The organism is Bacillus sp. FSL R10-2201 (assembly GCF_038008665.1).
Taxonomy (GTDB): Bacteria; Bacillota; Bacilli; order Bacillales; family Bacillaceae_G; genus Bacillus_A; species Bacillus_A mycoides.
The window spans coordinates 2,624,347-2,651,324 of sequence record NZ_JBBOZP010000001.1; the positions used below are offsets into that span (position 1 = coordinate 2,624,347).

At 34.5% G+C, this 26,978-nt stretch carries 30 protein-coding genes and 2 pseudogenes; 4 read left to right on the plus strand and 28 right to left on the minus strand.

Going from position 1 to position 26,978, the window contains the following annotated elements:
* Positions 1-17 precede the first annotated feature (17 nt).
* The 6 genes from NSQ69_RS13455 to sleB all read right to left on the minus strand — a co-directional run bounded on the left by NSQ69_RS13455 (position 18) and on the right by sleB (position 4,463).
* A complete protein-coding gene (locus NSQ69_RS13455; protein ID WP_078203324.1) occupies positions 18-554 on the minus strand; it encodes a DUF1697 domain-containing protein in 537 nt (178 codons plus the stop codon).
* A 164-nt stretch (positions 555-718) separates the two neighbouring features.
* Positions 719-1,216, minus strand: coding sequence for a GNAT family N-acetyltransferase (locus NSQ69_RS13460; protein WP_033709200.1), 498 nt, complete (start codon positions 1,214-1,216; stop codon positions 719-721).
* Positions 1,217-1,243: 27 nt separating this feature from the next.
* Positions 1,244-1,600, minus strand: a complete 357-nt coding sequence (locus NSQ69_RS13465) for a hypothetical protein (protein ID WP_002127693.1) — start codon at positions 1,598-1,600, stop codon at positions 1,244-1,246.
* A 104-nt stretch (positions 1,601-1,704) separates the two neighbouring features.
* Positions 1,705-2,301: a YhcN/YlaJ family sporulation lipoprotein gene (locus NSQ69_RS13470; RefSeq protein WP_002085166.1), complete on the minus strand. Its 597-nt coding sequence runs from the start codon at positions 2,299-2,301 to the stop codon at positions 1,705-1,707.
* A gap of 26 nt (positions 2,302-2,327) precedes the next feature.
* Positions 2,328-3,668 carry a germination protein YpeB gene (gene ypeB, locus NSQ69_RS13475; RefSeq protein WP_002168242.1) on the minus strand — a complete coding sequence of 447 codons (1,341 nt, stop codon included), beginning with the start codon at positions 3,666-3,668 and terminating at the stop codon, positions 2,328-2,330.
* A 15-nt stretch (positions 3,669-3,683) separates the two neighbouring features.
* On the minus strand, positions 3,684-4,463 hold the full coding sequence (gene sleB, locus NSQ69_RS13480) for a spore cortex-lytic enzyme (protein WP_002032721.1): 780 nt from the start codon (positions 4,461-4,463) through the stop codon (positions 3,684-3,686).
* Positions 4,464-4,608: 145 nt separating this feature from the next.
* Here sleB and NSQ69_RS13485 point away from each other — a divergent pair, with 145 nt between their 5' ends.
* Entirely contained in the window at positions 4,609-4,941 is a 333-nt protein-coding gene (locus NSQ69_RS13485) for a DUF3889 domain-containing protein (RefSeq protein WP_002032720.1), read from the plus strand.
* 56 nt (positions 4,942-4,997) lie between these two features.
* Here NSQ69_RS13485 and NSQ69_RS13490 read toward each other — a convergent pair whose 3' ends face one another.
* The 5 genes from NSQ69_RS13490 to kynU all read right to left on the minus strand — a co-directional run bounded on the left by NSQ69_RS13490 (position 4,998) and on the right by kynU (position 9,488).
* Complete coding sequence (locus NSQ69_RS13490; RefSeq protein WP_002127696.1) at positions 4,998-5,633, minus strand: Pr6Pr family membrane protein; 636 nt, start codon at positions 5,631-5,633, stop codon at positions 4,998-5,000.
* A gap of 20 nt (positions 5,634-5,653) precedes the next feature.
* Complete coding sequence (locus tag NSQ69_RS13495) at positions 5,654-6,571, minus strand: serine hydrolase domain-containing protein (protein ID WP_002127697.1); 918 nt, start codon at positions 6,569-6,571, stop codon at positions 5,654-5,656.
* A 125-nt stretch (positions 6,572-6,696) separates the two neighbouring features.
* Positions 6,697-7,536 carry a tryptophan 2,3-dioxygenase gene (gene kynA / locus NSQ69_RS13500; RefSeq protein ID WP_002127699.1) on the minus strand — a complete coding sequence of 280 codons (840 nt, stop codon included), beginning with the start codon at positions 7,534-7,536 and terminating at the stop codon, positions 6,697-6,699.
* 33 nt (positions 7,537-7,569) lie between these two features.
* Positions 7,570-8,199, minus strand: a complete 630-nt coding sequence (gene kynB, locus NSQ69_RS13505; protein ID WP_002065849.1) for an arylformamidase — start codon at positions 8,197-8,199, stop codon at positions 7,570-7,572.
* Between the two features lie 2 nt (positions 8,200-8,201).
* Positions 8,202-9,488 carry a kynureninase gene (gene kynU / locus NSQ69_RS13510; RefSeq protein ID WP_003189895.1) on the minus strand — a complete coding sequence of 429 codons (1,287 nt, stop codon included), beginning with the start codon at positions 9,486-9,488 and terminating at the stop codon, positions 8,202-8,204.
* 159 nt (positions 9,489-9,647) lie between these two features.
* Here kynU and NSQ69_RS13515 point away from each other — a divergent pair, with 159 nt between their 5' ends.
* A complete protein-coding gene (locus NSQ69_RS13515; protein ID WP_016127093.1) occupies positions 9,648-10,259 on the plus strand; it encodes a TetR/AcrR family transcriptional regulator in 612 nt (203 codons plus the stop codon).
* Between the two features lie 47 nt (positions 10,260-10,306).
* Here NSQ69_RS13515 and NSQ69_RS13520 read toward each other — a convergent pair whose 3' ends face one another.
* The 6 genes from NSQ69_RS13520 to NSQ69_RS13545 all read right to left on the minus strand — a co-directional run bounded on the left by NSQ69_RS13520 (position 10,307) and on the right by NSQ69_RS13545 (position 14,784).
* Positions 10,307-10,546: a DUF3953 domain-containing protein gene (locus tag NSQ69_RS13520; RefSeq protein ID WP_002165667.1), complete on the minus strand. Its 240-nt coding sequence runs from the start codon at positions 10,544-10,546 to the stop codon at positions 10,307-10,309.
* Between the two features lie 21 nt (positions 10,547-10,567).
* On the minus strand, positions 10,568-10,813 hold the full coding sequence (locus NSQ69_RS13525; RefSeq protein ID WP_000873838.1) for a DUF3977 family protein: 246 nt from the start codon (positions 10,811-10,813) through the stop codon (positions 10,568-10,570).
* A gap of 115 nt (positions 10,814-10,928) precedes the next feature.
* On the minus strand, positions 10,929-12,779 hold the full coding sequence (locus tag NSQ69_RS13530; RefSeq protein WP_002127703.1) for a sigma-54-dependent Fis family transcriptional regulator: 1,851 nt from the start codon (positions 12,777-12,779) through the stop codon (positions 10,929-10,931).
* Positions 12,780-13,093: 314 nt separating this feature from the next.
* Complete coding sequence (locus NSQ69_RS13535; protein WP_002127705.1) at positions 13,094-13,432, minus strand: NIPSNAP family protein; 339 nt, start codon at positions 13,430-13,432, stop codon at positions 13,094-13,096.
* Positions 13,405-14,001: a GNAT family N-acetyltransferase gene (locus NSQ69_RS13540; protein WP_002013071.1), complete on the minus strand. Its 597-nt coding sequence runs from the start codon at positions 13,999-14,001 to the stop codon at positions 13,405-13,407. The genes NSQ69_RS13535 and NSQ69_RS13540 overlap by 28 nt, the downstream gene beginning before the upstream one ends.
* A gap of 12 nt (positions 14,002-14,013) precedes the next feature.
* Positions 14,014-14,784, minus strand: coding sequence for a DeoR/GlpR family DNA-binding transcription regulator (locus NSQ69_RS13545; protein ID WP_016127096.1), 771 nt, complete (start codon positions 14,782-14,784; stop codon positions 14,014-14,016).
* A gap of 251 nt (positions 14,785-15,035) precedes the next feature.
* On the opposite strand from NSQ69_RS13545, the gene NSQ69_RS13550 reads away from it, so the two are divergent.
* Positions 15,036-15,533: a hypothetical protein gene (locus tag NSQ69_RS13550; RefSeq protein ID WP_016127097.1), complete on the plus strand. Its 498-nt coding sequence runs from the start codon at positions 15,036-15,038 to the stop codon at positions 15,531-15,533.
* A gap of 59 nt (positions 15,534-15,592) precedes the next feature.
* Here NSQ69_RS13550 and NSQ69_RS13555 read toward each other — a convergent pair.
* The 4 genes and pseudogenes from NSQ69_RS13555 to NSQ69_RS13570 form a co-directional block, all read right to left on the minus strand.
* Positions 15,593-16,200: pseudogene (locus tag NSQ69_RS13555) on the minus strand (class I SAM-dependent methyltransferase).
* 26 nt (positions 16,201-16,226) lie between these two features.
* Positions 16,227-17,132, minus strand: coding sequence for an NAD(P)/FAD-dependent oxidoreductase (locus NSQ69_RS13560; RefSeq protein ID WP_002013066.1), 906 nt, complete (start codon positions 17,130-17,132; stop codon positions 16,227-16,229).
* Between the two features lie 98 nt (positions 17,133-17,230).
* On the minus strand, positions 17,231-17,632 hold the full coding sequence (locus NSQ69_RS13565; protein ID WP_341099378.1) for an Rrf2 family transcriptional regulator: 402 nt from the start codon (positions 17,630-17,632) through the stop codon (positions 17,231-17,233).
* Between the two features lie 86 nt (positions 17,633-17,718).
* Positions 17,719-18,352, minus strand: a pseudogene (locus NSQ69_RS13570) (DUF4085 family protein).
* 220 nt (positions 18,353-18,572) lie between these two features.
* On the opposite strand from NSQ69_RS13570, the gene NSQ69_RS13575 reads away from it, so the two are divergent.
* Positions 18,573-19,166 (plus strand): hypothetical protein, encoded by a 594-nt coding sequence (locus NSQ69_RS13575; protein WP_002013060.1) that lies wholly within the window; start codon positions 18,573-18,575, stop codon positions 19,164-19,166.
* A 168-nt stretch (positions 19,167-19,334) separates the two neighbouring features.
* Here the strand turns inward: NSQ69_RS13575 and lpdA are convergent, their stop codons facing one another.
* The 7 genes from lpdA to NSQ69_RS13610 form a co-directional block, all read right to left on the minus strand.
* Entirely contained in the window at positions 19,335-20,714 is a 1,380-nt protein-coding gene (gene lpdA, locus NSQ69_RS13580; RefSeq protein ID WP_002127713.1) for a dihydrolipoyl dehydrogenase, read from the minus strand.
* 15 nt (positions 20,715-20,729) lie between these two features.
* Positions 20,730-21,929, minus strand: coding sequence for a dihydrolipoamide acetyltransferase family protein (locus tag NSQ69_RS13585; RefSeq protein ID WP_002127715.1), 1,200 nt, complete (start codon positions 21,927-21,929; stop codon positions 20,730-20,732).
* Between the two features lie 27 nt (positions 21,930-21,956).
* A complete protein-coding gene (acoB, locus tag NSQ69_RS13590; protein WP_002127716.1) occupies positions 21,957-22,991 on the minus strand; it encodes an acetoin:2,6-dichlorophenolindophenol oxidoreductase subunit beta in 1,035 nt (344 codons plus the stop codon).
* Positions 22,992-23,008: 17 nt separating this feature from the next.
* Positions 23,009-24,007, minus strand: coding sequence for an acetoin:2,6-dichlorophenolindophenol oxidoreductase subunit alpha (gene acoA / locus NSQ69_RS13595; RefSeq protein WP_002127717.1), 999 nt, complete (start codon positions 24,005-24,007; stop codon positions 23,009-23,011).
* A 169-nt stretch (positions 24,008-24,176) separates the two neighbouring features.
* Positions 24,177-24,656 carry a DinB family protein gene (locus NSQ69_RS13600; protein WP_002085139.1) on the minus strand — a complete coding sequence of 160 codons (480 nt, stop codon included), beginning with the start codon at positions 24,654-24,656 and terminating at the stop codon, positions 24,177-24,179.
* Positions 24,657-24,697: 41 nt separating this feature from the next.
* A complete protein-coding gene (locus tag NSQ69_RS13605) occupies positions 24,698-25,894 on the minus strand; it encodes an MFS transporter (RefSeq protein ID WP_341099379.1) in 1,197 nt (398 codons plus the stop codon).
* 123 nt (positions 25,895-26,017) lie between these two features.
* Positions 26,018-26,977: a helix-turn-helix domain-containing protein gene (locus NSQ69_RS13610; protein WP_002065832.1), complete on the minus strand. Its 960-nt coding sequence runs from the start codon at positions 26,975-26,977 to the stop codon at positions 26,018-26,020.
* Position 26,978 lies beyond the last annotated feature (1 nt).

A 26,978-nucleotide genomic window follows, 5' to 3' on the forward strand; every position in this document is an offset into this window, starting at 1 on the left:
AAACCACTTTTTTATGTTTAAATACCTTCTGCTATTGCTTTCAGCTTATTCACAGTCCGCCAGTTCCTTACTGTAGCTGGCGTATGTAATTTTTGAAACTGGTTCATTAGTTTAGAATTACGAATGCTTTTTTTGAAAAATAAATACACTACTCTTCCTTCGATATGGCAATCTTCTATGTCACTTTTGTACATAAGTAACCGCTTACTGTCTTCTTCAGAAAGTGGATTAGCTAAAAAGGCCACATGTACACTTTCTCCTTCTAATAACGAATGGGTCTCGTAAGGACACTTTTTAATAATATTAATAAATTCATCATTTGCTCGTAACATGACTGGAACATTGAAATCAAAAACGTTCGTAATTTCACATTCAATTCGTTCCTTTAAAAAACTTATCTCTTCTTCTGACTCAAACACTACATTTCCACTTTGAATATATGTTTTCACTCTTTTTAACCCTATGGATTCAAACATTATTTTCAAATCTACCATTTTGATTACCTTATGTCCACCTACATTAATTCCCCGTAGTAGTGCAATATAAATTGTCATATGATTACCCCTCACGTATTTAAATGCTTAACTATCGAATTGTTTTGCACCTTCATGCTTCTCGAATACTTACTTTAATACATCTAACATATCATGTACGGAAAATATCTCAAATTAAAAAACTTACTACATGATTTTTTTCAAGAGTAAGCTTTGTTATCTCATTATCTCGTTATAGGTAAATGTAATATGAATTGTTGTCCAATTGGTCCCATTCTTCTAAACCCTTTATCTTGAAATCCAACTTTCTCATATAACTTTTGTGCCGGAATGTTTTTTTCATTTACAGCAAGAATCACTTCATTTTTTACTGGATAATAATATTTTACAAAGTCTTGTAATAACGCCAATGATTTTTTAGCATATCCCTTATTTTGTTTATTGTGATTAACGGAAAAAGAAGTTAAAAGTATGGCATCCTTATTTTCTGTAAACTCCTGTACCCTATCACCTGTTTGTAATATAAATACACCGACAGGTACTCCGTTATAGTCTAAAATAACAACTACATTTTTCGTTCGATCATTTTTCGCTTTCTCCAGTAATTCACCTGGATTCGCCGTAAATTGAACTTGTTCACTTGGTAAAGTAAATGATTGTATTATCTCTTTATATTGCTCCTTATACGGCACTAATTGTATTTCTCCTGTATGTATGTTCATGCTTAACTCTCCCATTCCTTCAAGTTATTAACTTAAACCTTGCTGTGTTTTAGAATGCACTTTTCCATCCAAAAATGTTATTTTAGCAAATGATTTTGGATCGTTTCCTTTCCAAGCAAAAATTTGCTTAATTCGTGTAGAATGTTCTTCCCCTTCTTCTATGAGTAAATCCCCTTCAAAACCGATTAAATCTTTCACTTCTAAATAAGTCATTCCTTCATTAATATTTGAGAAATGATTTATATTAATGGTCTCTTGCTTTTTATTTTCCGTTATAGTAGAAGACATAGCTGTTTTCTTCTTCACTTCTTTCTTCTGGTCACACGCTGTCATACTAAAACCTATGCATAAACTACCTAATATGAGTGCGCTTTTTTTCATCATAACGGCTGTCCCTCCCCTCATTATTAAACCATATATTCCCTTAAAAATAAACTGAATATTTAATCTTGAAGAAAAACCCCGTACAATTTAGTACGGGATTTTCACTATTTTTTCAAATGGTTATTTGACTGATCTTCTTGTTCTTTTCGTAGTTCTTGTTCTTCATCTTTTGGTAATTGTTTATCATTATCTTTAATCGGATTCGTTTCTCTATTTTCAATCATATCATTTGGAACTTGCGGCATTACTCGGCCAACAATTGCTGCTAATTCATCAAGTATGCCTTCACCAGTTTTACCTTTTTTAATTTGCTTGCCTATTTGTTTTAGTCTTTCATACGTATCAACATCTGCTACAACGACTGCATTTGCACCGTTTGGGTCATTCTTCAAACTCTCTGCAACAGAATACTTAATTGACTCAACGCGAGTTCGATCAAGTTTTGCTTTCACATCAATACCTACAACAGCATACTTCCCAACTACTACTGCTGTCGCATCGTTTACACCAGGTATACTTGCAGCTAAAGATGCCAGATGATCAGCTGCTTTTTCATTTGGCTTATTTGATTTATTTGTATACGTAACATTTTTCATCGAGACATTTTTTTGTTCTGGCTTTTCATTAGGATTGTCTTTTTTTCCAATGCTACATCCAGTAATAACGAAACAAAGCATTAACATATATATAATGATTTTCATTATTTTCACCACTTTATCATTGATGTTTAATCATAAATTTTCTCAACAGCTTGCATCTTCTTCACTTTTTCTTCTGCACCGCTATTTGCGTTAATGAAAATTTGGTACGTATCTTTCCCTAAAGTACCAATATATTCATAACAAAGTACTTCATTATGCAAGTCATTTACTACTACAGCTTTACGTTCTTCCATAACTTTTACATCGGGGTTAATTTTCTTTCTCGCCTCAGCAGCGGTTAGCTTCGCACTCGGAATCGTTCGTTTTTGATGTGATGCTAAATATTCCTTTGCGGAAAAACCAACAATCGACCCATCATCTAAGGCAATTTTCATTTGGATTGCTTCTGGATAAATACGCACTCCATTTTCATTTACAACGTACGTAAACACACCGATATTATCATATTGAGAACTATCAAACAGCTCCATATTTGTAAACTTGTGATCCTTTAAAAATGTTAATCCTTTACTTCCTGCATCATTTAAACTGATTTTTTGCTCTTTAATTTCTCGGTTGTTCATTACCCAAATTGGATATCCACCTTTTCCGGTAATATCCATATAATACTCATTGTTCGTTGCTGGATCTTGAATTTTCACACTGTAGAATGATTCTTTTGCACCTTTTCCACTTTTCTCAACTTCTACTTTTTCATTCCCTTTTAAATTTAAAAATGATTTCGCGATTTTTTCCGCTTCCGCTTTCGAAATCGCCTTTCCTTTTGCTTCAAATCCGCCTTTTTTATTCTTTTGTGCACTTGTAAAAGTCGGTCCAAAGTTTGTGGACGAGTATGATGTTACATTCTTTTCTACCGTCTTTAATCCATCGATAATTGTGTTATCTGCTGGATCTTGGTTTGACGCAAGAGCCATTTCTACATCCATCCAGCGAAGATTATTTTTCAATACAAGATGCTGCACTTTTCTCAGTTCATCTTGTATATTTGCTGCATTTGAATATAAACCTTGTAACGTTTTATATTCTTGATCATTTAACGGTTCTTTTTCTAAATCACGAACCGCTGCACGATAACTAAAATCACCGATATTCGCAAGGAACTCTTCCGTTTTATTAAATGGCATTAATGTTAAAGGTAATTGTCCTACATCAGAACGAGCCTCTGATGTTAAACGCCATACATCTACTAAAGCTGGCGATAATGAGGAACGTGAATTCATCGCCAGTGTTGTTCCAATTTTATCGTGTAATAAATCAACTTCATATGCTAAATCATGAAACGCACGCTGATAACTATTTTCCGCTCGAATTAATACTGCATTTTTCTCTTGATGCTCTTTATAGCCCCAATACCCTGTTCCGACTACACCTACTGTTAACAATACGATGATAATACCTCGTAACATGTTTCCACCTCCGCTCTATTTACAGAAAATATGCTTACCAATTTTTTTAATTTGTGGACGAGTCCAAATCCATTTACTTGTCGCAGTATCTGGGTTGAAATAATATAATGCATTCCCAGTTGGGTCCCATCCGTTGATCGCATCTAATACGGCTTTTTTCGCATTTTCATTTGGCGTTAAATATATTTGTCCATCTGCTACTGCTGTAAATGCTCTCGGCTCAAAGATTACTCCTGAAACAGTATTTGGAAATGATGCACTTGTGACACGGTTTAAAATAACCGCAGCTACTGCAACTTGTCCTAAATACGGCTCACCACGGGATTCTCCGTATACAGCGTTTGCCATTAACTGAATGTCATTTTGAGAATAACCGTTTGGAACATTTGTCCCTGTACTTTTTGGCGGCTTATTTTCCTGTTTACCTCCACCACTGTTCCCTTTATTAGTTGTAGTATCTTTATTAGCGGTCGACTTATCATACTTCGTTGCCTTTACAAGCATTTGCTTCGTTTTAGCACCCGCTAAACCATCAACTGGCAATCCGAATTTTTGCTGAAAGTTTCGAAGTGCCCAATATGTACCCCATCCGAAAACACCATCAACTTTCCCCGTATAAAATCCGTTATATTTCAAACGAGTTTGCAGTTCAATGACATCTTCTCCAGATGCCCCTCTTTGAATCACTTGATTAGAGAAGGCTTCCACATTTTTGGTCTGTATACTACTTACCATTAAAGATAGCCCGATAAAGACAAGCAAAATCGCTATTTTAAAAACAGCTTTTTGACGCATGTATTTCCCTCCTTAATTACGGAAATGATTTCATGGTTATGTTTTGTAAAACCCTCGCTTTTATGTAAAGAAGACAAAAAAATCCAAACTTATATGCTTGAAGAAATATGTAAACAATATACAAAAAGAATAAAAGGAGCTTATTATGAAGCGATTCTTCGTACGTACAGCATTTATATTTTTTTTAATAACAACATGTTCAAATATATATACCGACCCATCTATTGTTCACGCACAGCCGCCATATGCAAAATGGGGTAAACTAGCCGTTGAAAAAACGAAAGAACAATATCCGAAAGCTGAGATTATCGATTACCTTCATATAGGTAGACAACCAAAAACTGTTCAAATAACAGTTGAAAAGTTTAAATTATGGCTACGTGAGGGTGGAAAAGAGTATGGTGTTTTTGTGGATGTAGAGTTTGATACGAAAACAGAGGAATTTTTAAAGATGTCCTTTCAGAAGACAAGTCGGTAAAACAAAAAAACCTCCGTCTTTACATACAGACAGAGGTTTCTTTATGTACTTCTTCCTTAATAAGGAGGATTATTTTTTATATGCAAAGATCGATTACCTAACATTTTTACTAATCCGCAAATAGCTCCAATAACAACAGATATCCCTATACTATATAAAAATACTCTCCCATATCCACCTATTCTCGGATCTAAAAACGGATATGGGTACCAATTCACGAATGGCCCGCGTATTAAGCTATAGACAACATATAAAAGCGGGAAAACAAGCCAACTCGCAGCCTGTTTCCATGTAATGGTCTTCGTAGGTGGATTTATAACCCAATCTAAAATCATCGCTAATGGCATGATGTAATGAAGTACAGTATTTACCCATGGTATCGCTGTTTGAAGTGACTCTTCTAATCCCCTTAATAACAAAAAATAAATAAGTCCTGTTGTCAGTATGTATACTGTAGCTGCACCGCGAAGAACTCCAAATTGCTCGGAACGTCCAAATAGGGCTGTCCCCAAACTACTAAATAGTAGAATTACCGCAACTAAAATATTACTTTCAATTGTGAAGAAACTAAAAAAGTTAACTGGATTGAACGGTTTCACTTGTGCCCTTGTAACAAATTGAGTAATAAGTGCACTAAACGCTAGAAGACTTAATAACAGTCTATAAATCGCTATCATTTTTGCACTTCTCATAAAACACCTCATTTCTCTACTTATTTATGATTGGAATTCTCTTTTATATGCTCTATAAATAACTTTAATGGTACGAGGCCACGTTTTGGCATGTGGCTACTAATTACAGCTACGAGCTCTAACTGCGGAATGATAATAATGTATTGCCCTCCGTATCCCATAGCAAAATACATACAATACGGTATGTGAAATCTTTCATTATTTAATACCCACCAGTGATATCCATATGCTCCGACATGTTCATACGTTTCAAATAGAGCCTCACCTGATTCTTCTAACCATTTCGATGATACAATATCATTTCCCTTCCAATATCCATTGTTCAAACATACTTTTCCTAACTTTAATAAATCTATAGATTTCATTTTCATACCGAATCCGCCAACATATATACCTTGCGGGTCTTGTTGCCACTCATACTCCGTAATGTTTAACGGCTCAAATAAATACTTTTTCGCGAACTGCTCCGTCGACATTCCAGTTGCTTCTTGAATGATGTAACTAAGTAAATGAGAAGAACCTGAATTATAATTCATTTTCGTACCTATTTCTTCAATGAACGGCTTTTCTAAAATGTATTGCACCCAATTGTCTGATTCCACAAAATCATTCGGGAAAACAACCCCATTTCCGAACTCTTTCCAATTTTCTCCTGTTGTCATCGTTAATAAATGATACAGCGTTAATTCCCTCTTTTCCTCCGGCACATTGGGAATCCATGTTGTGATTGGTATATGTATATTATTTATAAATCCTTTATCAATTGCGATACCAATTAATATAGATACGATACTTTTTGTAATCGAATTAATTTTAAATAAGTCATTTGCACAGTCTATCGTTTTATAGTACTCAGTCGTTAATTCCCCCTTTTGATAAACAAGAAATGTATTAACCTTTTTCTTTTCAAATTTATTTTGTAATTGCTCGAAATTCAAGAAATCTTCCTCCATCTAAATGGTTATGTAATATTTGTTATTCATTTCGTTCTCTCTATTAAATCATATTTGTTATTAAAACAAAAAATAAACTTGCCAGCATTTAATAGCTGACAAGTTTATTTTTATAATTTCGTTCGAACGTTCCAAAGCTCTGGGAAGAAGCATTGATCAAGCACTCGCTTTAAATAAGATACGCCAGAAGAGCCACCTGTTCCCATTTTATGACCAATAATTCGTTCTACCGTTTTCATATGACGGAAACGCCATTGTTGTAGCCAGTCTTCAATATCGATTAATTTCTCTGCAAGCTGATATAAATCCCAATATTTCTGCACGTCCGCATATACTTCTATCCAAGCCGCTTCTACAGTTGCATCCTCTTCGTAAGGCTGCGTAATATCACGATTTAACACATCTTTATGAATTGGGAATCCTTCTTTAACAAGCGCTTGTATCGCCACATCATACAAACTTGGTGTATGAAGTGCTTTATGAAGACGAGCATGTAATTCTGGGTCCTTTTCATAAATCTTTAATGCATGTGGTGTTTTATAACCAAGTGCATATTCAATCATTCGATATTGATACGATTGAAAACCTGAAGCCTGACCAAGTGAATCACGAAACTCAATATATTCTGATGGTGTTAATGTCGCAAGAATATCCCAAGATTGAATAATTTGCGACTGAATTTTTGATACACGTGCTAACATTTTAAAAGCTGGTGGTAATTTATCTTGTTTAATAGATTCAATTGCAGCATTCAATTCATGTAAAATTAGTTTCATCCAAAGCTCACTCGCTTGGTGGATAACGATAAATAACATTTCATCATGATGATCTGATAATCTTTGTTGACTAGATAATAAGCTATCTAGCTGTAAATACTCTCCATACGTCATATTCTCCTTAAAATCCGTATGAATCCCTTTTTCCATAATTACCTTTTCATTTTCTTTCATATTAGCCAAACGCCCCTTTGTGTTCATTTCTACTTATATTGGTCTAATAACAGCTCGAACTGGACTCCCATCCGCATCTGTTAATGCAAGTGGTAATGCAATAAGTTCGTAATCGCCGTCTACTACGTGATCGAGTACGACATTTTCTAAAATGTGAATTCCATGTTTAAATAATTGATGATGTGCTGCTAGTTCTTTATCATCTAAAGGATCAACAGATGGTACGTCCACTCCGATTAAACGAATTCCCTTTTCAGAAAGAAAGGCTGCAATATCTGCGCGTAAATGCGGGATTACATCTGGGAATTCATTTGCTTTACCATGTGAAGATGTACGTAATAACAATCGTTCTACACCTTCTAAATGAAAGTTTTCTAATTCCTTTTTCCCGATGCTTTCAAGATTAGAAACGTCAATGATTCGCGCTGGGCCAACATAAACTTGAATATCTAAATCCAACACCTTCTTACCGTCATTATCAAAATGAAAAGGTGCATCAATATGAGTACCTGTATGGATACTCATCGTTAACTTTCCGACATTTACTGAACCACTGTTTTCTTTTGACCATGAAACTTCATACGAGAACGGTGTATCCCCTGGCCATGTCGCGATATCATTATTTAGCGGTTGTGAAATATCAATCCACTGCGATGTTTTCATGCTTACGCCACAACCTCTCGCTTATTTTCAAAGTTTTTATATTCTTCATTTTTCATAATTTTCTTTAAAATTTGTACAGAGTTCCATACTTCCTTATACGTATTGTATAAAGCAACAGGCGCAAGTCTAACTCCATTTGGAGCTCTAAAGTCTGGAATAACCCCATTTGCTTTTAACGCTTTACAAATACGCGCCGCCTCAGCATGTTCTAAATAAATATGCCCGCCTCGTTTTTCATCCTCTAATGGATTTCCAATTGTAAATTCAAAGCCTTTTAATTCATGTTCAATTAAATCAAGCATATATCTCGTAATATGTAATGATTTTTCACGTAACTTTTCAATACCAGCTTCTTTAAAAATTTCAAGAGAACCGATTAATGGTGCAGTACTTAATACGTGAGGTGTCCCTATTTGATAAGCTCCAGCATGGTCAGCCGCAGTTAATGAATGCTCCATATCAAATTGCTTATCTTTTCTAGAACTAAACCAACCAGATAATCCTGGGAGTCTATTAAAGTGTTTATTATTTACATAAAGGCCTGCAACACCACCAGGACCTGCATTTAAATATTTATAATTACACCATACAGCGAAATCTACATCCCACTCTTTAAAATGATGCGGAATGGAGCCGATTGAATGACATAAATCAAAACCGATATGAATACCACGTTTATGAGCTTCAGCTGTTAATCGCTTCATATCAAGAATTTGTCCACTTCTATATAGTACAGAAGGCAATAATATTAAAGCGATATCATCGGTCATCGCATGAATAATATCATCTTCAGAAAGTGTTCTTCCATCTCGGCTTTTCACTCGTACTAAATGTTCATCTGGATCTAAGCCTTTTAAACGAATTTGACTCTGAAGTGCATAAATATCTGACGGAAAAGTTAATTCATCCGCAAGAATTTTTGTTCGTATTCCTTTCGGCTCATAAAACGTCGCAATAACTTGATGTATATTCGCAGTCGTGGAACCGGTTACAATCGTTTCTTCCGGTAAAGATCCAATAAGAGGTGCTGTCAATTCACCCAATTTCTCCGAAAGGAAAAACCATGGATGCTCACCTTCAGTCCATCCATCAATCCCAAACTCTTTCCATGAATCTAGCAAGGTAAGTAACGATTTCTCTGCTCTTTTTGAAAGCAACCCTAAAGAGTTACCATCTAAATATATTGTTCCTTCTTTTTTATAAAATTCAGATTGAAAATCTTTCAGTTCATCATGTTTATCACATTCAAGCGCATACTCATAAGTTGGTTGAAATGGTTCTTTATACATGGTGTCACCTTCTTTTAATTTTCTTTTTATTCTAACTAATTGAAATATATCACTTAAATTGATATAACGTCAATGATATTATGTCAGTTGACTTTATATACGAACTTCTTTTACAATACAATTATATTTTCAGATATTTCAGTATAAAGAGGTGATTCCTTGAAAAATTCTACTCTTTCAACAAGAAAACACCGCTCCTTAGAAACAAAAAAGAAACTATTACATTCCGGTTATACTATGTTTATAAAAAACGGATTTCAAAAAACTACAATCACGCAAATTATTAAACATGCAGAAACTGGTTATGGAACAGCATATGTATATTTTAAAAACAAAGATGCTCTCCTCGTCGTTTTGATGGAAGATGTTATGAATCGCTTTTATGATATTGCTGATCGCTCTTTTTCCCCTCAAACAAAGGCCGAAGCACTAGATATGATTCAGAATCAAGTGCGCGCTTTTTTACAGTTAGCACAAGAAGAAAGAGCTATATTACAAGTTGTTGAAGAAGCAATAAGAACCTCAAAAGAAATACGTCAAAAATGGGATGAGATTCGCGAACGCTTTGTAACACGGATTATACAAGACATCACCCATTCCCAGGAAAATGAATTAGTACGAACTGAGTTAAATAAAGAGATTGTCGCATGCGGCTGGTTCTCTATGAATGAAACGTTTCTTTGGACAATCGTGCAAAATGATAAAGAACTAGAATTAGAAGAAATTGTACATACTTTAACGGTAATGTATACGACGGGGTTATATAAATAGCACATTATAACCTCAAAAAACCGTTACTCAATATGCTTAGTAACGGTTTATTTAAAATATTTTATTAACGATACAATAATACAAAAAAGTGATGTAAGTAATAGCAAAAGCCCCATATTCTTATTCTCTTTTTCATCCTTCTTAACGTTGTGTATCCCCATACCGGCAAGCATAAAACCTAAAAGTAATTGTAAAATGAGCATACTTTGCTTCGAATCATCATTCCAACTGTAAATAGAATAGCCCATTATAATAAAAGCGAGTATGAATGTGATAATTCTAATCATAAAAACACCCCCTATTTGATTCTATTGTTTTAACCTACTCACCATTCCAACAATAAACTTATACTCAGCTCTACTTTTTCTTACTTTCTTAAAGCCCTCTTTCGTATCAAAAATAAAACACGTTTTCCGAAACCAAATCCGTACATATAAAGACTCAAAATAAATTGGTTTAATAATTCCTCGTTCCTCGAATTCAGTTCCATCTTTATTTTCGGTTTCCGTTCGAATGAACCACCTATTCCCGATTCCAATTTCAATATACTTCACATGCTAACCCCCTTCAGGAAATCTTCTTTCTAATTATTCTATTATTTCCCTGGCAAGCGCACATTCCGACAGAACGTGAGCCCATAAAGAAAAAGTAGATTACAAAAATCTACTTTTATAGCCTAAATTTTTGCATACGTTTATAAAATGTACTGCGTGGCACATCTAATAGTTTTGCAGCTAATGAAACATTTCCGTTCGTCTTTTCTAGCGCTTCAATCATGCTATCACGCTGTATTTTTTCACGGAAATTTAATGTATGCTCCGTTTTATTTTCTGCTTGCATTTCAAGTTGATGTTGATTTCCAATCATTGTTTGTAATAAAAAAGAGATTTGTTTTTCGCATATTTCCCGTCCTTGCGACAAAATGTATATGCGTTCTAATACATTTAATAATTCTCGAATATTTCCGGGCCATGTATGCTGTGAAAATTGATTACAAATACTCTTTGGAAATACAACATTCCAATCCTTTCGTTCACAAAAATGTTGTATGAAGTACGGAATATCCTCTTTTCTTTCTATTAAGGACGGAACATATAGCGGATAAACATGTAAACGATAATATAAATCTTGACGGAATTTCCCTTCTTCTACTAATCGTAGTAAATCTTTATGTGTCGCAGTAATAATACGAATATTTACTGGTACCTCTTTTGAACTACCAATTGGGGTTACTGTTCGTTCTTGCAAAACACGCAATAATGCCACTTGCATCTCTGGCGGTACTTCACCAATTTCATCTAAAAATATTGTTCCTCCATCTGCTTGTCCGAATTTCCCTTTATATCCTTGGCGCCGCGCACCTGTAAACGCACCTTCAGCATAACCGAATAATTCACTTTCCATTAATTCTTTCGGTAATGAACCGCAGTTAACAGCTATAAAAGGACCATTTTTTCTTGGACTATTTTCATGAATCGCTCTCGCTACATATTCTTTCCCTACACCTGTTTCTCCACAAACATATACACTAGCGTCAGTTGGTGAAACAAGCTTAATTTCTTCTAAAGTATGTTGAAATACGCTGCTTGTCCCAATAACTCCAGGGAAAGTAATTCCGTTTATAAACGGGTAAGTAGAAAATAAATTTTCTTGTTTATTTTCCTTTAAGTAAATACATTTCCCAATCATTCTATCATTACTATATACCGGTACCTCTAATTTAGGTTTCAATCCATTGTGCATTAAATCTTCAAGTTTCATTCGTGACCAATTACATACTCGTTCACGAACCCTCTTGCTCGCAGAAACGATAACATCACGATGGTTACAAATAACAACTTGTTCATCACTGTCAATTACATCTAAAAAACGATGGATTAAATCCAGTTCATTTTGATGTACTCGAATACTACATTCACGTTCAATCGCATGCGCGATCGAAGTTACCATTCCGAGCATATATGGATGTGAAAACTCAATTGGACAGGAGAAATCTAGAACACCAATTAATTTCCCATCATCATTATGAATCGGAGAGGCCGCACAGCTCCAGCTATGAGATGCGACAGAATAATGCTCTGTACCACTTATCATAATAGCCTCTTCAATCTGTAACGCTGTTCCTATCGCATTTGTACCAACAGCTGCTTCCGTCCATTTCACACCTTCAATAAAATTAATATGTTTCGCTCGTTTCAACGTTTGCTGATTTCCACTTAATGATAGAACATAACCATCTGGATCAATTAATAATGCCATCATTTGCAGTTCATCAATGGTTTTTCTCATATTTTGTATTTGAGGTATTGCTATATCAAGGAAGATTTCACTCTTTTTCTTTTGATCCTGAAAAATATCAGAAGACAAAATTTTCTGACCTTTATTCATATGAGGATTCACATTTGCTTGTTTACATCGATGCCATGACTCTGAAATTCTTTCGTTTATACGGTTCGAATCAAGGACTCCTTCATCAACAAACTTTTTCCATGTATGTAAGTAAAACGGTGAAGCTAACATTGTATCATCTCCCCTATTAATTGTTTTGGAGATTTATAAAACATACTTTTATTATAAAACTGAATAAAAGCGTTTTCAATACAACTAGAAAGATGACACAAATATGTTAATAATTTGAATATCTTAATGACCTTCTTTATTCTTTTTTAGTAGAACTATATTTTGTATAATGGACGCAAAGAAAATACTTAACCAAAACCACTTTTGTGGATTGCCGTTTATAAAGAAAACTATCACCGCTATTGCAAATAAAATGGTGGATGCTAAACTAAAATATAATTTTGTTTTAATTCCCATTATTCCTCACCTCTCTATCACTTTACAGTACATACTAACTCTTCATTTTTTAACTCTAATATGTACTCCTGTAAAACATATTCTTTCCCGCCATGTTTTTCATACCAATCATGTATTCTTTTAACATGTATCTTGTCGCTTCTAATTTTTGATTCAATTTCTTTATACTGTTCATAACTATCATATTCCCATATTGCAAATACTTCAGTCGTACCATCATTATTATCTTTCATCCAGCGTCCTATTAAACGAGAACCATATTTTATTTGATTAGGTAAATTAGTATCATTGAAATGATCATTAAATATTTCTATGAATTCATTTTTTACTACATAGTATTTCCTTCTGTAAAACATACTTCTTCACCTCTTTTATGAAAAGTATCAGTAAACCTTCCCATTACTACCGTATTATAATACTTACCATCCGACAGTTTTTTATCATTTTTTAGAATACCTTCTACCTCCAAACCTAATTTTTTATAAAGTTGGATGGCTTTTTCATTTTTCTCTAACACTTGCAATGATATCTTTTTCACTTCATTTTCATCAGCCCACTGAATAGATTGTTGCAATAGACTCTTACCCATTCCATATCCCCAAAACTCTCTTAAAATACAAACACCAAATTCTACTTTATGGGCTAATCTCTTCAACTTTGATCCTTCGCATCTTGAAAATCCAACGATTTGATTGTGCACTTCTGCAACTAAAAAGAGATTCTTCATCTCTTCACTATCTGTTTTTATTATTTTTTGAAACCCTATCTTATCTATAAATCCCTCTCCAGCTTCTCTATCCATATTCTCAGTTTCTCCATCGATCTGAACTCTAATTTCCGATAACTGCTCAGCATCCGTTTGAACTGCAGAACGAACTGTATAAGTTAATCCATTCGTATGAAACTCTTGTCCTTTTATAATCATTTCAAACTCCTTTTAAATGAGGTCTATTGACGCTATTACAATTTCTTTACCTTGTTTCTCAAATTGTTGAATCGTTTCTTTACTAGCCCCTTCATCTGTTATTATAAGGTCAATTTCTATCAGTGACTCTCCTTTTATAAAGCAGTCTATTCCAAGTTTAGTATGAGGAGCTAAACAAATATTTCTTCTAGCAATTTTACTTACTGTTTTTCCAAAATAAGCAACTTCCGGTGTCGCAGTACTTATACCATTCAATGAAATACCGCCACCTGTAGAGAAATAAAGATCAATAGAGAATTTACTTATCAATTCAGAGGCAAGTGTATCTGTCATATTTCCTGATGGTTTCACTTTTCCACCAATTAAGTACGTATCAATGTTCTTATATTCCCGTAACTTACTAGCAATTTCTAAAGCATTCGTAATAACTGTAAATGATGTTTCAGGTAAATACTTTAACATGGCATAATGAATGGAAGCCCCTCCAATAAAAACGGAATCTCCTTCTTGTATGTAGGATACAGCAACTTTCGCAATCGCATCTTCATCTATTGAACTATCACGATAACGTTTCGATGGTTCGGCAGCTAAGTTTCTCACTCGCGTAAGTTCAACTGCACCTCCGTGCGTTCTTTTTAATAAACCATCCTTCTCCATAATAGACAAATCTCTTCTTATAGAATCAATAGACATATCAAAACTTTCCGCAAGATCCTTTGCGATTACTCTTCCATCTCTCTTAAGTAACTCTAAAATTTTCTCTCTACGCTCTTCAGTGAACATGTTATCACCACCATTATTGAAGATTCAGAAATTTAATCTTTATTTTAATTATATGCATGCTTTTTCTGTATTACAATATTTTCAATTCTTATTTATTCAGCTTTATACAGTTTTTCTCCCTATTTCTATCCCATTAACTTGAAAACGAAATAAATGTATATTTGCATATTCCACAAACATACTTCCATTTACCTTCCTATTGATGTAAAATTATTCCTATGTTTTACTTTTTAATACAGAAAGGGATTACTATGAAATCTATAATTAAAGTAACTTGTACAGCATTAATATTTACAGGAATCATGGCAGGATGTAACGGTAATTCTACACCCCAAAAAGAAAAAAGCACTTTTGAAAAAAACGCAATGCATTATGGGGAAATTGTTAAAAATGAATACTATAGAGCAACAGTTGAAAATGCAAAATTTGAAAAAATAGACAAAGAGTGGCGCCTAACAACTCGTGTTATGATTAATAATGTTCGAGACGATGGACAAACTATTGATCTTTCGGAAATAAAATATTTCATACAAGATGAAAAAACTGGTCAGAAATATGAAGGTGAAGCTCATCCGATAGGTGACGAGCACTATAAAAATGTTCCACACGAATTCTCTTTAACTACTGACGTTGTATTTGAAATGAAAACTTCTCCTAAAGACTTAAATAACATGTATTTGTATATTGATAGTAAAGTTGCTCCATTAACAAATACATATTGGAAGCTTGATAATCTAGTATCTAAATAAAAAGACCAGTCTTAAATGACTGGTCTTTTTACATTCAAGTATTCAACTTCCAATAACATTTATATTGATTTTCTAATAACAACTTGAATAACATGAGCTAAGCCAGTATGTCCTTTCCTTTCCCTTCAATTCGCTCTTGTTCTCCATTAAAGAAATGAATAACCTCATGCCCTTCACACCAAGTAAGAATATCAATTGGATCATACAGCATATCAATATCTTTTGGCCCACCAGTACCATAATTTAATTGTTTTTTCGAATAAACTTCAAACATTATTAATCCACCAGGCCTAATCGTATAAATCATTTTATTCAATACCATTTTTTGATTGTCAGCATGAAAATGTCCAAATACCATAATTGCCGCATCGAATTCATTATCTGGCAAACTATCAGTTAATAAATCTACCTTTTTTGTATACACGTTTACGTCATACTTCTCGGCTAACTTTTTTGTTTTTTCTAATCCACTCTCAGAGTAGTCAATAGCAGTCACTTCGTGGCCTTTTCTTGCTAGAAAAACAGCATTTCTACCTTCTCCCTCTGCGAAAGCTATTACTTTATTATAATTTGCTAAACGAAATGCTTGTTCTTGAATAAACGTATTAGGTTCTTCCCCATAATAATATTCATCCGATTTAAATCGATCATCCCACATGTTATTCATCTTCTTCTCCTCCTTCTAAATGCTAGTTAGAACCGCTCATCTGTAATATCACTATTAATAGCAATCGCCGCTTTATTTCCCTGTGATGCAGCAATAATTAACGACGATGGACCTTGAGTCGTTGTTTCTCCTGCTACGTAAATATTTTTTTCTGAAGTACGACCAAAATCATCTATTACAAAAGTTTCATTACTTTGCAGTTCACAACCAAGTTGTTCTAAAAATTGATTTGGCCTAAAAAAAGTAGGTACTATAAATCCACCGGCTCTTTCAATGTGCAAACCTGAATGAAACTCTACTCGCTTTAAATAACCCTCTTCACCTTGTAGTGAACGAATAGGCTCTGTAATAACTCTTATATTTTTATTACACAGTTCATCCATGAAATGCTTACTTAACTCATTACCATTTGTTGCGATTACTAAATCCGTAGACCAGTTATAAACTAATTTTGTCATATGCAACGTATAATCTTCGTTTTCAGAAATAATAATAAGAGGTTGGTCTTTTAATTCCCATCCATCACAATACGGACAACTAAATAAACTTTTTCCATAGAATTCCCGTACTTTAGGGATGGATGGAAATTCTTCCTGTATACCTGTTGCTAATAAAACTCTTTCCGCCAAATATTTTTTATGATCTAATGTCATAATCTCAAATAAACCAGTCGATTGCTTCGTTATCGTTAAAACTGTTTTTTCATAATAATGAATCGATGGATACTTCTTCAAATCATTTAACCCTAATTCCTTAAACTCTTCTGGTTTAATCCCGTCACGTGTAATAAATCCATGAGACTTTTGCGTTACACGATTCCTATTCGTTTTATTATCAAATAACGCTATTTGTTTACGAGCTCTCCCTAAAACTAAACCTGCATTAAGCCCTGCTGGACCTGCACCTATTACTGCACAGTCAATACATTTCATAAATAAACATCCTCCATGAATAAGCTTAACTCATTTAACTATAATTATAGATATTAAAGAGTCTTTTTATCCTTAATTAATTTAAAAATAAAAGCGGATTAAAAATCCACATTTATTTTTTTCGCAAGATCTACGATTTTTTGATTTCGTAACTCTTCTTCCATTTTTCCCTCTGCCGCAAGCATTACTTCATTAATTAAACATCCAGGTTCCTGATGTAAACAGCATTCAAACAATGATGTTTTTCCTTCAATAGCATGTATAATATCTAAAAAAGAGATATCTTCCCAATTACTGCTAAGTGAATAACCACCTTTAGGTCCTGATGATGAATGAATCATGCCTTCCTTCGTCAATTTAGTTAGTATTTTAGACAAGTATGTTGGTGAAACTTTCTGCATTTCCGCTAACTGATGAACACTAACTAACTTATTTGGCGTAGCCTCTGCCAGAAAAAGCATTGTGTGAAGAGCGTAATTTGTAGCTTTAGAATATTTCATAATACGGCTCCTATTGCAGACTTCATGTATCTACAATATCTTCATTTTTTCATCATGTCAAACATTTGTAATTTAAAGGCATGATATTATTTCTTTTCAAGTAATAAATTCGTTGCACAAATCGTCACTTCTCTAAATGGACAGTCAAATAAAACACCCAGTTCGAAACCGTCTTCAGTAAGCTCTATTTCATGGTATAGCCACCAAGCACCTTCAAAATTTTCAGGTATAGAACATTTGGTCACTCCTGTAAAAGAAACTTGAAGTTTATTGAAATCCCTAAAAGTACCAGTGCAATCTAATACGATAGACAAAGTATATTCTGACTTACACTTTACTACTTTAATCACACTATCATGCAGTGAGAATTCATGTAATTGAACAACGTTTGACGGAAGTTTTTTCTTAATGGAATTAAAATATTCTAAGTATGATTGATCTAATTGTGTCATTCTTTTTTTCATAATCTGCTGTCCACTCTAACAAAAGTTTCTTTAATTCATTAGGGGGATATTCTGAATCAATAGTGTTGTTATAAAAGTATGAATGTAGCGTTTCAGGAAGATAATTTAATAAATCTTCTTTCCTTTCTTCTACTTCATCTTTCAAACTTTGTAAATAATCGGGATCTATTTCTTTACATTTTTCTATTGATTCTATGAAATGTACAAATCCTGAAAGTTGCATTTCTTTATACCAATCTCTTGTAAAATATTTCAATGATATCTCTCCTAAAACATTTTAACATCCAACAAAAGCAATATATCTATTTATTATATCATTCCAATAGCTATTTTTTCTAAAGAATAAATGCAAAACTGTAAATATTCCGCCTATTATTTCTGAAACTTCAGAATATTTACAAAAATGTGAAATTGGAATACATTTTACATGTACAAGTTTTACCTGTACAAAAATCTAAACAAAAAGGGATGGTTATATGTTGAAGAAATTAGTAGCAGGGACATTAGTAGCAGGTTTTGCATTAACTGGAGGATTAGGAGTAGTAAGTGCTGCAGAAAAAGATAATACAATTAAATCATTTGACTATTTAAAAGTTGATGAAAAGAATGTTAATTCATTTACAAAATTAAGCGATCAATCAAAAAAAGACATCCAAATTACTATGGTACTACCTAAGCAAAATGAAAATGGAGATTGGTTAGCTTATGGCTTTACTAGCAGAGAAACATTGAATGCTTTTATTGAAAAGGATAAAAAGGTACTTAAAAATCAAATTAACCCTTTAGGTAGTGGTGCTGGTAGTACCGATTTTTATGAGCATCAAAATAAAGGTGGACAGTATATTTATTGGAGCAGTGGCTTTAAAAACCTACCTTCTAGCTGGAACGACAGAATTTCTTCTGTAAGTACAGCTTCACCTTCTGCAAGTTATTCAACAACGCTATGGGAACATTCTTCAACTCAAGGATATGGAAAAGGTGTCTCCTTTAGACACTCTGATTGGTATGGTCAAACTGCTAATTTAGCAGCGGATTGGAACGACATAACTTCAGCAATTGAAATCAAATAGTAACAGCGCATTTCAATTAAATAAGCGAAGAAATTTCAAAATCACTATACTCTCATCGATTAAAAAAACATGAGAGTATAGTGATTTTTCTAGTATCTTTTTATACATATTGCTACTTAAATATTATTTACTAAAAAGACCAGTCCTATTAGACTGGTCTTTTTACCTTCAAGCATGTACAGCATGTCCTACTGCCTGCAATAATGCCTCATGAATCGCTTCAGATAAAGTTGGATGTGCTGCAATATAATCTCTCATTATATCAGCGGTTACTTCTGTATGAATCATCACCGTTCCTTGTCCGATTAGTTCGGTTGCACGAGGACCGATAATAGAAATCCCTACAATTTCTTGATATTTAGGTTCCACAATAACTTTTACTTTCCCCGTTTGTTCTCCAATAATAAGCGCTTTTCCGTTCGCTGTAAATGCGAATTCTCCGATGAGGATGTCACCGTATTGCTCTCTTGCTCCTTTTTCTGTTAAACCGACACTAGCAATTTCTGGAGCTGTATAAATACAGCGAGGTACAGCATGATAGTTTACTTTCACATCTTCTCCGCTCGCGTGTAATGCCGCTGTCGTTCCTTCATGGAAGGCAACGTGAGCAAGCTGTATTCCACCAATCACATCACCCGCTGCGTAAATATGTGATCTATTTGTTTGCATATGTTCATTCACAGAAATTCCTTTATTTGAAAATTGAATGCCTGCTTTTTCTAAAGCTAATTCTTGTACACGTGGTTTTCGACCTACAGAAACGAGAATGGATTCCGGGTTGGCTTCTTGGATACTTCCTTCATATTCAAATGAAGCCTGCTTCTTATAATTATTTAATCCTTTTAAAGCCGCTCCTGTAAATATTTTTACGCCATCATTTTCTAGTTTCTCCCTTAAAATTTGTGCGATATCTTCATCTTCACCAGGTAATAATTGCGATGCCATTTCAACAATCGTAACTTTTGTTCCAAGACGACTATAAATGCTTGCAAACTCGCAACCTATTACACCACCACCAACGATTAATAATGATTTTGGTATATTTTCTAGGGACATTGCATGACTACTATTTAAAATCCACTTCCCATCAAATGGAGCAAAAGGTAATTCAGTTGGTTCTGATCCTGCCGCTATAATAAACTGGTCTCCAACTACTACATCTTCTTTATCACCATGTGTAACTCGCACACGGTGATCCGTTTCAAATTTCGCTTTACCTTGTATAACTTTTATTTTATTTTTCTTCATTAAATATTGTATACCTTGTACGAGTTGCGTAACAATTTGTGATTTTCTCGTCTGTATTTGTTTCCAATCAATTGATATATTCTGCTTATCTACTAATACTCCAAAACGATTCGCATGATTAACAATATCGTATACTTCCGCACTTTCTAACAATGATTTCGTAGGCATACAACCGACATTTAAACAAGTCCCGCCAAGATCAGCTTCATCAATAAGAGTGACATCTTTTCCATTTTGAGCCGCGGTAATTGCCGCTACATAACCAGCAGGTCCGCCCCCAATAACAACTAAATTACTCATTTTCTCACCTTCTCTTTATAAAAGAATTGTTACAGGTTCTTCTAAATAACGTTTAATTGTGCGTAAAAATGCAGCTGCTGGTGCACCGTCTAGTACACGATGATCGAATGTTAAACTTAAAGGTAACATACTTCCTTTTCTTAATTTTTTCCCTTTATATACAGGAACATGTTCAATTGCACCTACACCTAAAATACCAGTTTCAGGTGTATTTAATACTGGCGTAAAATATTCAATACCGAAGCTACCTAAATTACTAATTGTAAATGTTGTCCCTTGCATATCATCACTACTTAAACTGCCTGCTCGTGCCTTTTGTGCCACATTTTTAATCTCTTTAGATAACTCTACTAAAGATAGATTATTAGCAAAGCGAATAGCTGGAACGACTAATCCTTTTTCTAACGCGACCGCCATACCTAAATGAACATGTTCAAATTGATGAATGACATCATTTATATACGCGCTGTTCATTTCTTTATGCTCTCTTAGCGCTAATACAACAGCACGAGAAACGAAATCAGTAATAGTTAGTTTGTTATCGTATCGTTTTTGTACAACTTCCGCTATTTCTTTATGTAAAGCAACTAAATCTGTAACATCTACTTTCATCGTTAATGTTAATTGCGCACTATTTTGTAAGCTTGCATGCATACGGTTCGCAATTGCTTTTCGCATACCAGTAATAGGAATGACTTTACTTTCTTCTTGTTCAAGTACTTCTGGAATTGCTACTCTTTCTTCAAGCGCCTTTAATACATCTACCTTTGTAATTCTTCCGCCAGGTCCTGTACCAATTAATGATCTAATATCGAGATTTTCAGTTTTTGCAATTTTCTTTGCTACTGGAGATATTTTAACTCTTTGCTTCGTCACATCTATCGCATATGGTTCTGGATGTTGTACCTTTTTAGGTTCTGGATTAGATGCTTTTTCTTCTACAACATGTATGTTTTCATGAACTTCTACTTTTTCGTCCGGTTTACCGATGTAGCAAATTACAGTACCCGGCGGCACTCCCTCATCTTCACTTACAGCTATATCAAGAACAGTTCCATCAGCTGGTGCTTCTATTTCAGTTTCGATTTTTTCCGAGTTAATACTAGCAATTAGTTCACCTTTTTCTACATTATCACCTGCTTTAATATTCCAGCTCGTAATAATACCTTCTTTCATCGCCATACCTAACTTCGGCATTACAACTTCTACAGCCATGTTTCTCTCTCCCTTCTCATCGTTTCATTACACATGTAATAAAGATTGGTCTCCGATCATTTCTGATACAGTTTCAATTACTTTCTCCGGCGTTGGTAAATATAACTTTTCAAGTGGTGGCGAAAACGGAACTGGTGTATGTGGTGCTGTAATTCGTTTAATAGGTGCATCTAACAAATCGAATCCTTTATCCGCTACAATTGCCGCAATATCTGTTGCGATACTACATCTTGGATTTGCTTCGTCAATAACAATCAGGCGATTCGTTTTTTCAACAGATGCTAAAATCGTATCTTCATCCAGCGGTGATAAAGAACGTGGATCGATTACTTCTACTTCGAGTCCTTTTTCCGATAATTGCTTTGCAGCTGCAAGTGCTGTATGAACTTGTTTTCCAATTGCAACGATTGTTACATCAGAACCTTCACGTTTAATATCTGCTTTTCCTAAAGGAATTGTATAGTGCCCTTCTGGTACTTCGCCTTTCATATTGTAAAGTGTTTTATCTTCAAAGAAGATTACTGGATCGTCATCTTCAATTGCCGCTAATAATAAGCCTTTTGCGTCATAAGGAGTGGAAGGAACGACAACTTTTATACCTGGAATGCTCGTAAATAACGCATATAAACTTTGTGAATGCTGTGCCGCTGCGCTAAATCCAGCACCGTGCATCGTACGTACTGTAACTGGCACTTTCGCTTTTCCACCGAACATATAGCGGAACTTTGCACCTTGGTTTAATACTTGATCAAGACAACTACCGATAAAATCATTAAACATTAATTCAGCTATCGGACGTAAACCTGTTGCAGCAGCTGCCATCGCCGCTCCCATATAACCCGCTTCTGAAATTGGAGTATCTAAAATACGATTTCGACCAAATTCTTGTACAAGTCCTTTCGTAACACCGAGTACACCGCCCCATGCTTCATCATCTTGCAAGTGATCCACTTGTGCACCGCCTGCAACATCTTCTCCGATTAAAATTACGTTTTCATCACGACGCATTGATATTTTCATCGCTTCATTAATTGCAGTTGACATACTTACTGTTCTAGTCATTATTTTTCACCCTCCTCTTATTTGTAAGAAACGTATACATCTTTTAATAATTCTTCATCCTCTGGATATGGACTGTTTTCACTAAATTCAATTGATTTTTGTACTGCTTCATCTACTGCCTTTTCCATATCCACAAGTTCGGATTCCGTTAATAAAGCTTCATGAATTAAATGCTTGCGGAAATGCACAATCGCATCTTTTTCATTTAAATGTTCTTCTTTTTCTTCCGCTGTTTTATACGTTTGTGCTTCTCCTTCAAAATGACCGTAATTACGATATGTCATGCATTCAATTAAAGTTGGGCCACCGCCATTACGTGCACGCTCAACAGCCTCTTCCGCCGCTTTATATACTGCTAATAGATCTTTTCCATCTACTTGAACACCCGGAATGTTATATGCTTTTGCACGATCAGCAATAGAGTTACAACTAGAAGCATATTCAAATGTTGTTGCTTCACCGTAACCGTTATTTTCTGCGATAAAAATAACTGGTAACTTCCAAATCGCTGCTAAATTAACCCCTTCATGGAATGTTCCTTCATTATTTGCTCCGTCACCGAAGAAGCAAACACTTACATCTTTCGTTCCTTTATATTTAGCTGTTAATGCTGAACCGCAAGCAAGTGGAAAACCTCCGCCTACAATCCCATTTGCACCAAGCATTCCTTTATCTAAATCGGCAATATGCATTGAACCACCTTTACCTTTACATAACCCTGTCGCTTTCCCAAAAAGTTCGGCCATCATGCCATTTAAATCACAACCTTTTGCGATACAATGGCCGTGACCTCTATGCGTACTTGTAATACTGTCACTATCTGTTAAGTGGGCACATACACCAACTGCTACTGCTTCTTCACCAGCGTATAAATGAACGAAACCTGGCAGAACGCCTTGCGCGAATAATTCATGCACCTTGTCTTCAAACTTACGAATCTCTAACATTTTTTCATACATCCAACGAGCTTGTTCTTTCGTAATTTCATTCCCTTTACTTTCAGTTGTTTTTAACATGTCCAGCCCTCCTATTTTCTTGTTCATCTTTTATATTGCAAGTACTGTGCCAAATTCTAATCCCTGATTTAATAGGTTTTCTCTTTTCTTTCATAATAAAAAAGTGGACAAAATGAGACATCTGTCTCGTTTTGTCCACTTTTGTTCACCTAATTTGAGAATTATTATCTTATTCATTATCAAAACTCTTCTGTAATTTCCGAATGTAAATAATTTGACCAATGTGATACGCGTTATGAGTCGTTACATTAGCTAATACTTCCCACCACTTCGCAGATACAGGAAATCCAATTACATCACTTTCAACCTTGTCTTCATTTATGAGACTTTGCCATTGTAACAGTTTCTCTAATAGTTTTTCTCTTAACTCTTCAAATGTTTGATTATCTGATAGCATAAAACTTTTGTTATTATCACCAATAGCGGGCACAGCATTAACATTTGATTCTTTGTACCTAGTTTGCCACGTCGTATTCCAATACAGTAAATGTTGTACAATTTCAGCTATACTATTACACTCTTCATTCGGTTTCCAGAAAGCTTCTCTCTCAGATAAATCCTTAACTGCATCTGAAAATGGAATATACCAACTGGGATCATTCGCATTTGCTAATAACTGATCTGCTAATACGTCTTTAACATGGAACACTTTGCTTCCCCCCATTAAAAAGATTCATTTCAAGACAATACTCACTTCTCTATATACGCTGAGTTTGCCAGATCCCCTCTTTTTAGCCTTAATCCCAAACATATGCACATAAAGAAACCAAAAGCACCTAATCCATAAGCTGTTGTATATCTACTTTCCCCGATAATCCATCCTGCAAGTCCTGGTCCAATCATTTGACCAACTGCATAGAAAACGGATATAAAACTAATTGCCATTGAGACATATTTCGGAGATACTTGCTTTGAAGCAGCAACTTGAATTAATAAAAGGATACCTCCGAGGCTGGAACCCCAAATAATTGCCGACATGATAAAGCCAATGGTATGTCCAAATATAATTGGAATCATATCACCTATTACAGCTAATAAAAGTGCAATACATAACGTCTTCTTTATACCAACCCGATCCGAAATCAATCCCCAGACAGGAGCTCCTACGATTGAAAACATTCCTGCAATCGCATAAACAGTTCCCGAAATTGATGCCGCAATACCATTATTAATCATAAAACTAGTTTGATATAAATTTGGAATTAAATAAACAACGCCCACAATAAAATACATCCATGCAATGATGTATAGCTCTTTCGTTTTCCATAAAAACGACTTATTATTCCTTTCCCCCTCATCTTCAGTAACTTCTGGATTTTTCAAAACAATTGAGGCAACGAATACAACAATACATGTAATAACTCCAAACAAAAGCCATGAACCACGCCAACTATACTCTGGAAATGCACGTACTATATAAGGAACAATTATTCCACTAAATAGCATGCCTATGCCAGCACCGCTTAATAATAGCCCCATTGCAGTTCCTCTTTTTTCTGGAAACCATCCTACTGTTATTGACATGAGTGGTGTATATACAAGGGCACTACCAGCTCCAGCACATAACATACAAATAGAGGCTATCCAAAATGAGGAGACAAATGCTAATCCTATTAAACTTATAACGACGAGCCAACTCCCTATTAATAAAACTGATTTTGCTCCAAAACGGATAGTAAGTATTCCAGATGTTCCGACTGTTAATAAATACCCTAAAAAGAGTATGGTTCCTAACATACCTGCTTGAGCTGTAGATAAATGGAGTCCTTCTTGCATAAACGGCAATATAATTCCATATGCCATACGTGCAAAACCCGTCGTTGTTATAATAAGAAACATTCCTGTTAATACAAATATCCAAAAATGACTTTCATTCCGTTCTTTCATTTAAATTCCTCCATAAAAAGTTATTTCCAATTGGATGTTGTTTGTAATTATAATGACCATTACAAAAAGCAACTACCAAATGACGGAGGAATTTACGGTATAGCGGATTATTCCTGTTTTACGTTAATAAATACGTAAAAATTCTGATGGATTCATTCCATACTTTTTACGAAATAACTCTGAAAAATGACTGACATTATTGTATCCAACTGCAAATGCCGTTTCGGTCACATTACTATTTCCCGAACGCAGTAAATCTATCGCATGCTCCATACGCTTTTCTCGTAAATATGCAAATGTGGACATCCCAAATAATTCTTTAAACCCAATTTTTAATTTATAATCATTTAACTCTACTATTTTAGCTAATTCTAATAATGATGGGGGTGATTCCATTCGTTGAAGTAAAATTTCTTCAGCCTGTTTTATTTTATTCAAATCCTGTTTTGATAATTGACTCCTTTTATTTGCGTCACAATCATTAAGCAACACTCTCCCCAAATGTATAGAAAGCAATTCGAGCGCTTTACTTTCTAATTCTAGTTGACTAATACGATCCTTTTGGGGATGCTCTATCATTCTCTTAATAAGATTAGATGTTATAGAATCAATTGGATTTTGAAACTTTTTAAAAGATTGATTTCCTAATATAGAATGAAAATCAAGACTTTTTTCAATAGCATTATTCATCATGAAATGATTAAACAATTGTACAGGAATCCCAATCGCTAATGAATATAGAGGCGTTTCTTTTTCATATTCAAATACTACATCAAAATCATTCATAAAATATAAATAGCTATTTCCAGTCATTAATTCATACGAAGAATGACCAACTTGCACTCCTCCGAACCCTTGTAAACAAAAATTAAGCTCCACCATTGCTGCATCAGATGCAAACTGGATGCGATGGTTATTATGAAATTGATAATTTGATAACACAATTTCCATACCTGAAAATGAAGTCCATCTTCGTATTTCACCCATACCTATTGTTTTTGGAACATTCATATGTCTTTCCTCTACAACTTGTAAACCATAAAAATATTTATGAAAAATATCATGAAAACCGTTAGTCTCCATG